Genomic DNA, 11124 nt, shown 5'->3' with positions numbered 1-11124 from the left:
GGATAGGAGAGCCATGCCACACTGGAAGTGGAAGACGTTCCCCGAGCTGACGCTCAACGAGCTCTACAGACTGCTGGCGCTGCGCCAGGATGTGTTCGTGTTGGAGCAGCGCTCCTTCTACAAGGACATCGATGGCTACGACCAGGGCTCCCACCACCTGTTCGGAACCGAGGAGGGCCCGGACGGAACCCAGCTCGTGGCCTACCTGCGCGTGCTACCGCCGGGGCTGAAGTTCCCGGAGTCGAGCCTCGGCCGGGTGGTCATCGCCCCGAGCGCGCGCCGCTTCGGCTACGGCAAGGTGCTGCTGGAGAAGGGGATCGCCTTCATCGAGGAGCACCATCCCGGGACGACCATCCGGATCGGAGCGCAGAACTACCTGCGGCGCTTCTACGAGAGCTTCGGCTTCCGCGTGGTGGGGGACGTGTACGACGAGGACGGAATCCCCCACGTGGACATGTACCGTTGATCGTGTTTCGCATGCTCCCTCTCCCCCTGGGAGAGGGCGGGGGGTGAGGGTCTTCACCCGCGTGTTCCTCGCTCCAACATGAGGCCACGCACTCCAGGCGAAAGACCCTCACCCTGACCCTCTCCCAAAGGGAGAGGGGAAATGACTACACGATGACCACGGTGACTCCCGTGACAGAGGTGGCACGGGCAGATGGCCTCGCCGCCCTCGAAGCCCAGCGGGCATGCCGAGTGCGTACAGAGACTGGACAGTGCGGGACATCTATACCCCTTGTTCAGGCGACTTCATCCAGCGCACACGGGCCGGGGGGAAGAAGGCTCCCCCGGTCCCGGGCGATTCAGGTGCGCACGAAGGCGCTCGCGTCGGGCAGTCCGCTGCCGGAGGTGTCGACGCCCATCGCGGTGAGGATGCCCGAGAAGATGTCCGCTTCGTTCGCTGTCATCTTGCCGGGTTCGGGCGCGCCGGTGCGCGGGTCGAAACCGTAGGTCAGCGTGGTGCTCGGGTCGACGCCTCCCAGCAACGTGTTGCCCCGGACCATCGGCGAGAGGATCATGAAACCGTTGTTGAGGTCATGCCCGGTGCCGAACTGACTGGCCCCCTCCCGCCGAGTGCGCGTGCGCCCGAACTCGGTGGCCATGTAGATCAACGAGCGGTCCCACAGGCTCTCGCCGCTCGAGTCGAAGGGCTCCGACTTGAGCAACTCGATCAGCTTGTCGATCGTGTCCATCATGCGCGACCACATGAAGGCCTGGACCGAGCGGTGCTCATTGTGGCTGAAGTCGTAGGCCAGCGGTGGGTTGGTGAACTGCTTCGGTGGACTTATCGCGAGGTTGAACGACGGGCCCAGTGTCACCGATACCGATACCCGGTTCTTGATCAGCAGGAACGCCAGCGCCGCCTGCCCCTCCACGGGATCCGTCATGTAGTTCGGGAAGGCCGCGCGCAGCCGCTCCGCATCGGGGGAGCTCGACAGGCCGTATTCCGAGAGCGGCATCGTCGGCGGCTGATCGGGCATCACGTTGAGGCGGTTGATCAGCTCCTGGACCTCCAGCGCGGCCTGCCCCGAGGTGCGCTGCTCGTTCCACCGCTCGAGCGCCGCCGCGTCGTCGAAGGTCCGCCCGAAGACCGACTGGGCATCGAGCGTGTCGCGCGTGCTCCGGGCCAGAGCCACCACCTCGCGGGAAGGCACGTCCTTGAGGCCCTTCATCCCATCGAGGCCCAGGGGCCAGAGAGCGGGGTTGGCCACCACCTCCCCGTAGCAGTACGCGGGCAGGGAGTCATCGGTGCCGCGCTCGGTGAAGCCCCCGTTGCCCATGTTCACATTGGGAAGAGGGAGGCCGGCGCCGTACTGGAGGGCCACACACTCCTGCAACGTGCGGCCACGCCAGGCGTTGTTGCCGGTCAGGCTCCGCTTCTGCGCGACGGCGTGGTTGACCGACGTGCCCACCGAGGTGGCCACCAGCATGCTGTCCTTGTACTTGCGCACGAAGGGCAGCTGGTCCGTCTTCACCAGCGTGGGGATGGTGCCCAGATAGTTCGTCTCCACCTTCACGGCGCGGAACGGAGAACCCTCCACGTTCTGCACCTGTGCATCGGCGAAGGTGTTGAGCTTCGCGGGGTTGCCGCCCGCCGCCGAGGTCTCCGAGGCCCGCACCGCCAGCATGCTGTCGACGATGGAGGCGCCTCCCATGGCGCCCACCACGATGAGGAAGCGGGGCTTGCCATCCAGGCGCGCCCGGCGCACGCCCCCGAGTTGCTCGAGTGCCGCCGGAGTGTTGAGCGCGTCCCGGCAGCCCGCCAGCAAGGGTCCCAGGGTCGCGGAGCCCGCCGCGCACATCGACAAGGCCTTCAGGATTTCCCGGCGCGAGAGCCGTCCATTGTTACGCAGTGACATGACGTTCCCTTAGAAGAAGACGGATTCGGCGGAGGAGAGGACGGAGAAGCAGGCCGCGGTCATCCAGTCGCGGCCCGGTGTCTGGCTACCCGTGGACTCGATCCGGGTGGCCAGTTGCGACAACGCGCCCACCTCCGTTTCCGTGGGGTCTCGCAACAGGACACGCTGGTAGAGCGAGGTGATGACGTCGCGGACCGGGGCACCATCCCGGTTCGCCAGGCGCCCCTGCGCATCGAGCTCGAGGCCCTTGAAGAGGACCGCCTCCTCGGGGTGGGTGACGTCGAGCGAGACGCGCCGGGCGCAAGCCGCCAGCGCCATGCGGTCGATGACGTTGGGAGTCGTCGCGCCCGTGACCTTCAGGGGCTCGTAGAGACCCACGCGATAGGGCTCGACGCCGCCCAGGACCACGGTGTGCGCGTAGGTGGCGCAAGGATACTGGCCCAGCTCGTTGCACACCTGCTCCGGCGGCAGGGACAGCGCCGAGGCGAAGTGGGCCGTCAGTTGCTCCGGATTCATGAAGCGCAGGTTGTCGCGCGAGGAGGGCGCCACCTCACCGGAGGAACCCGTGCCGGCATCGACAGGCGGCGGCGTGCCGGTATCCGGCCCCGAGGGCGAAGGCGACGACGGGCACGCGGAGAGGACGCAGGCGGAGGACAGCAGCAACACGCGAAGGAAATCAGGGCGCACCGTAGGCCTCCGTGCGGATCAGGTCGTGAAGCATGCGCTGCACGCGGTACTGGTGCGTGCCCTTGAAGCGCTTCCAGGTGGCGACGAACTCGGCGTTCTCCTCGGGGGTGGGGGGATGGCCCACGAGCAGCTTCCAGTAGTCGGTGACGGCGGAGATGGCGAAGGCATCGCTGTTGGCCCCGACCTCCGCCCACTCGATGAGGTTGTTCACCTTCTGGCCGAAGAGGTAGCCGGCCTCCGGTGTCTGGGTGATGATCGGAGAGACATCGGAGAAGTACTTCTCGAGGCGGTCGGGTACGTAGTGCGCCGAGGTGGGGTAATCATTGATGTAGATCCCCTGGTAGTTGCGGAAGGGGTAGGTCAGTGGGTCGAGCGTGGCGTGGCAGGCTGCGCAGCCGGGTGAGGTCACGCCCGCGTGGTCGTAGTCGCGAGGCTCGCCGGGAATGCTGAAGAGGCCCTCCTGCTTGGCGATATCGAGACCCAGGTACGCCCGGTAGGCCTGCGACGCGGCGTTGCGCGGCATCGCGCTGAACATCACGAAGTAGAGGATGCTCCACTTGGAGGTGAGGTTGCCCGCGCGGTGCGGCTCCTCCATGACTTGCGTCGGCAGAGACGGCACCGCCGTGTAGCGGGTGGGGTGGGTCTCCCGGCGCACGTAGTACTTCGCCGTCATCACCTCGCGCGCGTCGTGGTCGTCGATCTGCGCGTAGGCGTAGAGCGCGTAATCGTCATAATAGTCGCCGAGGGGATTGGTCCCTGTGTCCTCCGGGCCCGCCTTGAACGTGGCCACCGGGCGGATCTTCGGGTGCGCCAGCTTCCACAGCTGCCCGTTCTTGCCGCGCCAGAACTCGCTCTGGGTGCACCGGTCCAGCTCGGCATCCATCCGGGTGAGCTGGTCGCTGGCGCTCAGCGCGCTGAGCTCCTTCATCTGCGCGTAGGTGGGCGGCACGCCGCAGAAGTCGAGCAGCAGGCGCTTGTACGCGAAGCGCGCGTCGTACCGGCACACGTCGTACTGGGGATTCTCACCCGCCTGGCAGTGGCCGGTGTCCGCGGGCACGCTGTTGGGATCGCCCGGGAAGGTGCCTCGCTGGATCTCCACGAGGTTGGACACGCCGTCACCGTCGGCATCCTCCGTCTCGACGGCCTTCAACGCCGTGGGGAGCGCGTACGCGAAGTCCGTGTCGGACAACGGGCGTGGTGCGCTGGGGGCCAGATGGGGCTCCAGCCCGGCGCCGAAGACGTTTCGCTGGGGTGGCGCGACGTGACAGAAGTTGCAGGACGGCTGCTGTCCCGTGCACGCGGGTGCCGAAGGATAGGTGGAGCAGAACACACCTCCCGCAGGAGGCTTGGCCAACGCGCCCCCCGCGAGGCAGAGGGTGGCTGCCAGAATGAGTCGTCGAAGCACCAGTGCTCCTCATGGATGGAAGAGGGTCCTGGTGGAGAGACACAGCAGCGGCATTTAAATGAAAATCGGCTTTTCTGTTTCCGGGCCCCTGCTGTGTCCCTACGGGAGAACGAACAACCCGCACCGGGAAGAGCGGCCTGGCGCTCACGCCCGAGGACGATGTCCATGGGCCGTAACAGGCAGAGACAACACGAGGGCTGGGACGCCAGCTCGCCAACCGACGCGGCTTCACCAGGCCGTGGCAGGACCTACCCCATCCAGCCTTGAAGGCCATCACTGGAGGGCAGAAGGACAAGGACCGGAGCGAGTTCCTGCGCGGGCTGTACACGGCGTATGGAGGCAGCGTGTACGAGCGTTGCCGCTATCTGTTGAAGGACGCCACGAAGGCCGAGGACGCGATGCAGGAGGTATTCGCCCGCGCCCTCTCCCACGCGGACGAGCTCCGCGCCGGTGCCTCGCCGCTGGCGTGGTTGATGAAGAGCGCCACCCACCTCTGCCTCAACCAGCTGCGCTCGGAGCGGGCCCCCTGGCGGCGCTGGTTCGAACGGGACGCGCTGGCCCGTCCGGAGGGAGATGGGGGAGAGCAGAAGATGGAGACGCGGGCGCTGCTGCGGTCGCTGCTCTCCCGGGTGGACCTGGAGACACAGGCGGCGGTGGTACACTACTGGGTGGATGGAATGACGCTGGAAGAGGTGGCCTCGATTCTGGAGCGCTCGGTGCCCACGGTGCGCAAGCGGCTGGAACGATTCGCCGCCCTGACGAACGAGGAGCTGATGGTTCCATGAGCGCTCACCCGTCGGAATGGACGCTGCGGCGGCTGCACGCCGGAGAGCTTCCCGGCCCGGAAATCCAACGGGTCCGGGCGCATGTGTCCTCGTGCGCGGAGTGTGACGAAATCATGAAGGGCCTCGAGGCCAACCAGGTCCGCTTCGAGGAGGAGGTTCCCTTCGAGCGATTCGCGGCAGGCGTGGGGGCACGGCGGGCCTGGGAGGCAGGCGTGGAAGGCGAGGAGGTCCACTGACTCCCGCGCAAGCCATGAGATGCCTCGCGGGTCCTGCCCGGGTGCTCGTCCTGGGGTTGTTGCTGGCAACGGCCGTGCAGGCACAGCCGCTGCGCCGCTTCGCGCTGGTGGCGGGCAACGACAAGGGCGGCGCGCACACCCGGCCCCTGCGTTTCGCGAAGGACGATGCGCGCAAGATGCACGAGCTCCTGGTGCGGCTGGGCGGAGTGGAGCCCGGTGATGCGCGGCTGCTGCTGGACGAGAACGCGGAGGACTTCCTCCAGGCGCTCGCCAGGTTGGAAGCGCGCGCACGGGAGGCACGGGCCCGGGGAGAACGCACCTCGCTCATCGTCTACTACTCGGGCCATGCGAAGGACGGCTCGCTGCGGATGGGAGACAGCACGCTGGACCTGGAGGCGCTGAAGCGCCGGCTGGCGACAGCGCCCGTGGACATCCGCATCACCATCCTGGACTCGTGCCGCTCCGGGGCGCTCACACGCAGGAAGGGAGCCCGGCGCGCTCCGGCCTTCGCCATCGACACGGACGCCACGCACGAGAGCAAGGGGCTCGTCATCCTCACCTCCAGCGCGGCGGACGAGGACTCGCAGGAGTCGGATCTGCTGGGCGGCAGCTATTTCTCCCACCACCTGGCCAGCGGGCTGCTGGGGGACGCGGACCGCTCGGGCGACGGGCAGGTGACGCTCTTCGAGGCCTACGCCCATGCCTACGCCCGCACCGTGGCGGACACCGCGGACAGCAGCACCGGGCCCCAGCACCCCACCTTCAGCTACGACCTGGCCGGCCAGGGCGACCTGGTGTTGACGGATGTGCGCGGGAGCGGCGAGGGACTGCTGGTGCCTCGCACCGCGCCCGCGGGGGCCTACTACTTCGTGAACCCTCGAGGCCTCGTGGTGGCGGAGTTGCACAAGGCCACGGACTCCGAGCGGAGGCTGGCCCTGGCCCCGGGCACGTATACGGTGAAGCGGCGGCTGACGGACCGGCTGCGCGTGGGCGAGACCGAGGTCCGGCGCGGGCTCACCACGGTGCTCGACGAGTCGCGGCTGCGGGACACGCCCTTCTCGGATGATCCGGTGAAGGGCGTGCCTTCCCGGGAGCAGGAGTCCCGCTCGTATTGGACGCTGGGCCTCACCGGCGGACATCACGCCTTCTTCAATGCCCCCGCCCACGAGAGCCTCTTCCCCTACACGCCCATGCTGGGCCTGGAGCTGGGCCTGCACGACTACTTGCGCGAGGGTTGGAGCTGGACCTTCGACCTGGTCCTGGGCACGCGCGAGGTCACGCTGGAGCACCCCCTCCTCTCGGGAGCACGCTACCAGTACATGCTGCTGACCGCGGGCACCTCGCTGGTGGCCGAGTGGCCCCTGGGCCGCGCGTCCCTCTTCATCGGACCACGGCTCGCCTTCCTCGGCATGCGCAGCGACTTCAAGGACCCGAGCCTCCCGGATCAACAGTATGGGATGCTCACCCCAGGTCTCGTGGCCGGCATACGGTGGCGGCTCTGGGGCGGCTTCGAGCTCACCGCGAGCCCCCGCATTCACTACTTCTTCTACAACGTCGATTATCAGCGCTCCCTCGGGTACTGGGAGTTCCTCCTGCTCGTGAAGCACCGCCTTTGAAACCCCGCAAGGGCCCGTGACAGCAACCAGGCCGAAACGTGAGGGCAACCTGGTTGCTCCAGGTACCCTCACCCCGTCCCTCTCCCGGAGGGAGAGGGGAAGGTCCCCGGTGGCTCAGGTGCGCGCGAAGGCGCTCGCGTCGGGCAGTCCGCTGCCAGAGGTGTCGACCCCCATCGCCGTGAGGATGCCCGAGAAGATGTCCGGCTCGTTCGACTCCGTCTTGCCGCGCTCGGGTGCGCCGGTGCGCGGGTCGAAGCCGTAGGTCAGCGTGGTGCTCGGATCCACCCCTCCCAGCACCGTGTTGCCCCGGACCATCGGCGAGAGGATCATGAAACCGTTGTTGAGGTCATGTCCGGTACCGAAGTTCTCCGTGGCACCCTCCCGCGTGCGCGTGCGTCCGAACTCGGTCGCCATGTAGATCAACGACCGGTCCCACAGGCTCTCGCCGCTCGAGTCGAAGGGCTCCGACTTGAGCAACCCGATGAGCTTGTCGATCGTGTCCATCAGGCGCGACCACATGAACGCCTGGATGGAGCGATGATCATTGTGGCTGAAGTCGAAGGCCAGCGGCGGGTTGGTGACCTGATACGAGGGAGTCACCGCCATGTTGAACGACGGCCCCAGCGTCACCGTCACCGACACCCGGTTCTTGAGCAGCAGGAACGCCAGCGCCGCCTGCCCCTCCACGGGGTCGCTCATGTAGTTCGGGAAGACCGCCCGCAGCTTCTCCGCATCGGGGGAGCTCGACAGGCCGTACTCCGAGAGCGGCGTCTTCGGATCGTCAGGCAGCACGTTGAGGCGGTTGATCAGATCCTGGACCTCCAGCGCGGACTGTCCCGTGGTGCGCTGCTCATTCCACAGCTTGAGTGCCGCCGCGTCGTCGAAGGTCTTCCCGAAGACCGACTGGGCATCGAGTGAGTTGCGCACGCTCCGCGTCAGGGCCACCACCTCGCGGGAAGGCAGGTCCTTGATGCCCTTCACCCCATCGAGACCCAGGGGCCAGAGCGAGGGGTTGGCCACCACCTCCCCGTAGCAGTGCGCGGGCAGGGTGTTGTCGGTGCCGCGCTCGGAGAAGCCCGAGTTGCCCATGTTCACGTTGGGAATGGGGAAGCCCGCGCCGTACTGGAGGGCCACACACTCCTGCAACGTGCGGCCACGCCAGGCGTTGTTTCCGGTCAGGCTCCGCTTCTGCGCGATGACATGGTTGACCGACGTGCCCACCGAGGTGGCCACCAGCATGGAGTCCTTGTACTTCTTCACGAAGGGCAGCTGGTCCGTCTTCACCGGCACGGGAATGTTGCCCAGCTGGGGGCTGTCCACCTTCACGGCACGGAACGGAGAGCCCTCCACCAGTTGCACCTGCGAGTCGGCGAAGGTGTTGAGCTTCGCCGCGTTGGCGCCCGCCTCCGCGGCCCGTACCGCCAGCATGCTGTCGATGATGGAAGCGCCTCCCACGGCGCCCACCACGATGAGGAAACGGGGTTTGCCATCCAGGCGCGCCTGGCGCACACCCCCGAGTTGCTCGAGTGCCGCTGGCGTATTGAGCACATCCCGGCAGCCCGTCAGCAGCGGCCCCAGGGTCGCGGAGCCCGCCGCGCACATCGACAAGGCCTTCAGGATTTCCCGGCGCGAGAGCCGTCCATTGTTACGCAGTGACATGACGTTCCCTTAGAAGAAGACGGATTCGGCGGAAGAGAGGACGGCGAAACAGGCCGCGATCATCCAGTCGCGGCCCGGCGTCTGACTGCCCTTGGACTCGAGCTGCGTGGCCAGTTGCGACAACGTGCCCACCTCTGTTTCCGTGGGCTCTCGCAACAGGGTGCGCTGGTAGAGCGCGGTGATGGCGTCGCGGACCGGCGCACCCTCCCGGTTCACCAGACGCCCCTGCGCGTCGAGCTCGAGGCCCTTGAAGAGGACCGCCTCCCCAGGGCTGGTGGCGTCGAGCGAGACGCGCCGGGCGCAAGCCGTCAGCGCCAGGCGGTCGATGGCGACAGGGGTCGTCACGCCCGTGGACGTCAGGGGCTCGTAGAGACCGACCCCATAGGGCTCGACCCCCCCCAGGGCCACGTTGTGCACGTACGTGGTGCAGGGGTACTGACCCAGCTCGTTGCACACCTGCTCCGGCGGCAGGGACAGCGCCGAGGCGAAATGGGCCGTCAGCTGCTCCGGATTCTTGAAGCGCAGGTTGTCGCGCGAAGAGGGCGCCACCTCACCGGAAGAGCCCGTCCCGGCATCCTCGGGTGGGGGTGTGCCGGCATCCGGCCCCGAGGGCGAGGAAGACGAGCACGCGGCGAGGACACAGGCGGAGGACAGCAGCAACACGCGAAGGAAATCAGGGCGCACCGTAGGCCTCCGTGCGGATCAGGTCGTGAAGCATGCGCTGCACGCGGTACTGGTGCGTGCCCTTGAAGCGCTTCCAGGTGGCGACGAACTCGGCGTTCTCCTCCGCGGTGGGGGGATGGCCCACGAGCAGCTTCCAGTAGTCGGTGACGGCGGCGATGGCGAAGGCATCGCTGTTGGCCCCGACCTCCGCCCACTCGACGAGGCTGTTCACCGGCTGGCCGAAGAGGTAACCGGTCTCCGGCATCTGGGTGATGATCGGCGAGGCGTTGGGGAAGCGCTTCTCGATGCGGTTGGGCACGTAGGTGCCCCAGGGCGCATCGGGGTTGATGGGGAAGGAGAGGCCCTCGTAGTTGCGGAAGGGGTAGCTCAGCGGATCGAGCGTGGCGTGACAGGCCGCGCAGGCGGGCGCGGTCACTCCCTTGGCGTCGTAGTCGCGGGGCTCGCCGGGAATGCTGAAGAGGCCCTCCTGCTTGGCGATGTCGAGTCCCAGGTACGCCCGGTAGGCCTGCGACGCGGCGTTGCGCGGCATCGCGCTGAACATCACGAAGTAGAGGAGGCTCCATCGGGAGGTGATGTTGCCCGCGCGGTGCAACTCATCCATGGACTGCGTCGGCAATGACGGCACCGCCGTGTAGCGGGTGGGGTTGGTCTCCCGGCGCACATAGTGCTTCGCCGTGATCACCTCACGCGCGTCGTGGTCGTCGATTTGCGCGTAGGCGTAGAGCGCGTAGTCGTCGTAGTAGTCGGCGAGGGCAATGGTCCCGGGGTCCTCACCCTCCTTGAGCGAGCCCACCGGGCGGATCTTCGGGTGCGCGAGCTTCCACAGCTGCCCGTTCTTGCCGCGCCAGAACTCGCTCTGGGTGCACCGGTCCAGCTCGGCATCCATCCGGGCGCGCTGCGCGTCGGCGCTCAGCGCGATGAACTCCTTCATCTGCGCATAGGTGGGCGGCACGCCACAGAAGTCGAGCAGCAGGCGCTTGTACGCGAAGCGCGCGTCGTACCGGCACACGTCGTACTGGGGATTCTCTCCCGCCTGGCAGCGGCCGGTGTCCACGGGCACGCTGTTGGCATCCGCCGGGAAGGTCCCGCGCTGGATCTCCACGAGGTTGGACACGCCGTCACCATCGGCGTCCTCCCCCTCGACGGCCTTCAGCGCCCAGGGAAGCGCGGACGCGAATTCCCCATCGGACAGGGGGCGCGTCGCGCCGGGAGCCAGGTGGCGTTCCAGCCTGGAACCGAAGGCGTTGCGCTGTGGCGGCGCGACGTGACAGTACGTGCAAGACGGCTGTTGCCCCGTGCACGCGGGCGCCGAGGGATAGGTGGAGCAGAACACCCCACCCGCGGGAGGTTTGGCCAACGCCACCCCCGACAGGAATACGGCGGCCCCCAGAATGAGTCCCCGGAGCACGAGGACCCCCGGAGCCACCGGGTGGAGGAGCCGTATCAGGTTGTCTTTCCGTGCTTCGGTCCGTGTCGTTCCGTTTCTTGGTGTATCCGTTCCTTCACTCTTCATCGGATCCATTTCCCCGGCCCAGGCCGCCTCGTCGGCGACCCGGATGGTTTGTCATCGAGGAAAGACCGGAACAACCAACGTTCCCCGGCGGGGCGCCGCTTAATCGACACGCGCTCGCGATTGTCGAAGAAGTCCGCCGGTCCAGACCGGGAGCCGTGGCCTGTTGAGTGGAGGGAGGA

The 11124-nt window shown here is 67.4% G+C and carries 10 protein-coding genes; 4 read left to right on the top strand and 6 right to left on the bottom strand.

The features are described from left to right. Positions 1 to 13 precede the first annotated feature (13 nt). Complete coding sequence (locus NR810_RS13095; protein ID WP_257452197.1) at positions 14 to 466, top strand: GNAT family N-acetyltransferase; 453 nt, start codon at positions 14 to 16, stop codon at positions 464 to 466. A 337-nt stretch (positions 467 to 803) separates the two neighbouring features. Here NR810_RS13095 and NR810_RS13090 read toward each other — a convergent pair whose 3' ends face one another. From NR810_RS13090 to NR810_RS13080, 3 genes are read right to left on the bottom strand one after another with little or no spacing between them, the layout of a single operon-like run. Further along, a complete protein-coding gene (locus NR810_RS13090) occupies positions 804 to 2360 on the bottom strand; it encodes a DUF1501 domain-containing protein (protein ID WP_257452194.1) in 1557 nt (518 codons plus the stop codon). A gap of 9 nt (positions 2361 to 2369) precedes the next feature. Further along, positions 2370 to 3047 (bottom strand): hypothetical protein, encoded by a 678-nt coding sequence (locus tag NR810_RS13085; protein WP_257452191.1) that lies wholly within the window; start codon positions 3045 to 3047, stop codon positions 2370 to 2372. Then, positions 3037 to 4401 (bottom strand): hypothetical protein, encoded by a 1365-nt coding sequence (locus tag NR810_RS13080; protein ID WP_257452189.1) that lies wholly within the window; start codon positions 4399 to 4401, stop codon positions 3037 to 3039. Before NR810_RS13080 ends, NR810_RS13085 begins: the two co-directional genes overlap by 11 nt. Positions 4402 to 4715: 314 nt before the next feature. On the opposite strand from NR810_RS13080, the gene NR810_RS13075 reads away from it, so the two are divergent. Genes NR810_RS13075 through NR810_RS13065 form a run of 3 tightly spaced genes read left to right on the top strand, consistent with a single transcriptional unit; the run spans position 4716 to position 7089 of the window. After that, positions 4716 to 5237: an RNA polymerase sigma factor gene (locus NR810_RS13075; RefSeq protein WP_257452187.1), complete on the top strand. Its 522-nt coding sequence runs from the start codon at positions 4716 to 4718 to the stop codon at positions 5235 to 5237. After that, positions 5234 to 5473 carry a zf-HC2 domain-containing protein gene (locus tag NR810_RS13070; RefSeq protein WP_306818141.1) on the top strand — a complete coding sequence of 80 codons (240 nt, stop codon included), beginning with the start codon at positions 5234 to 5236 and terminating at the stop codon, positions 5471 to 5473. Before NR810_RS13075 ends, NR810_RS13070 begins: the two co-directional genes overlap by 4 nt. A 14-nt stretch (positions 5474 to 5487) precedes the next feature. Then, on the top strand, positions 5488 to 7089 hold the full coding sequence (locus tag NR810_RS13065) for a caspase family protein (protein ID WP_257452185.1): 1602 nt from the start codon (positions 5488 to 5490) through the stop codon (positions 7087 to 7089). Positions 7090 to 7203: 114 nt separating this feature from the next. Here the strand turns inward: NR810_RS13065 and NR810_RS13060 are convergent, their stop codons facing one another. Genes NR810_RS13060 through NR810_RS13050 form a run of 3 tightly spaced genes read right to left on the bottom strand, consistent with a single transcriptional unit; the run spans position 7204 to position 10789 of the window. After that, a complete protein-coding gene (locus NR810_RS13060) occupies positions 7204 to 8748 on the bottom strand; it encodes a DUF1501 domain-containing protein (RefSeq protein ID WP_257452182.1) in 1545 nt (514 codons plus the stop codon). A gap of 9 nt (positions 8749 to 8757) precedes the next feature. Next, positions 8758 to 9432, bottom strand: a complete 675-nt coding sequence (locus NR810_RS13055; RefSeq protein WP_257452178.1) for a hypothetical protein — start codon at positions 9430 to 9432, stop codon at positions 8758 to 8760. Continuing rightward, complete coding sequence (locus NR810_RS13050; protein ID WP_257452174.1) at positions 9422 to 10789, bottom strand: hypothetical protein; 1368 nt, start codon at positions 10787 to 10789, stop codon at positions 9422 to 9424. Before NR810_RS13050 ends, NR810_RS13055 begins: the two co-directional genes overlap by 11 nt. Positions 10790 to 11124: the final 335 nt, after the last annotated feature.

The organism is Archangium lipolyticum (assembly GCF_024623785.1).
In the GTDB taxonomy this organism is placed as follows: Bacteria; Myxococcota; Myxococcia; order Myxococcales; family Myxococcaceae; genus Archangium; species Archangium lipolyticum.
The sequence above is the reverse complement of the archived record's forward strand: the minus strand, read 5'-3'. Positions and strand labels throughout refer to the sequence as shown.

Excerpts from the sequence above, each read along its gene's own strand:
- NR810_RS13090 (WP_257452194.1), bottom strand. The coding sequence starts at position 2,360 with ATGTCACTGCGTAACAATGGACGGCTCTCGCGCCGGGAAATCCTGAAG.
- NR810_RS13095 (WP_257452197.1), top strand. The coding sequence starts at position 14 with ATGCCACACTGGAAGTGGAAGACGTTCCCCGAGCTGACGCTCAACGAG.
- NR810_RS13060 (WP_257452182.1), bottom strand. The coding sequence starts at position 8,748 with ATGTCACTGCGTAACAATGGACGGCTCTCGCGCCGGGAAATCCTGAAG.
- NR810_RS13070 (WP_306818141.1), top strand. The coding sequence starts at position 5,234 with ATGAGCGCTCACCCGTCGGAATGGACGCTGCGGCGGCTGCACGCCGGA.
- NR810_RS13065 (WP_257452185.1), top strand. The coding sequence starts at position 5,488 with ATGAGATGCCTCGCGGGTCCTGCCCGGGTGCTCGTCCTGGGGTTGTTG.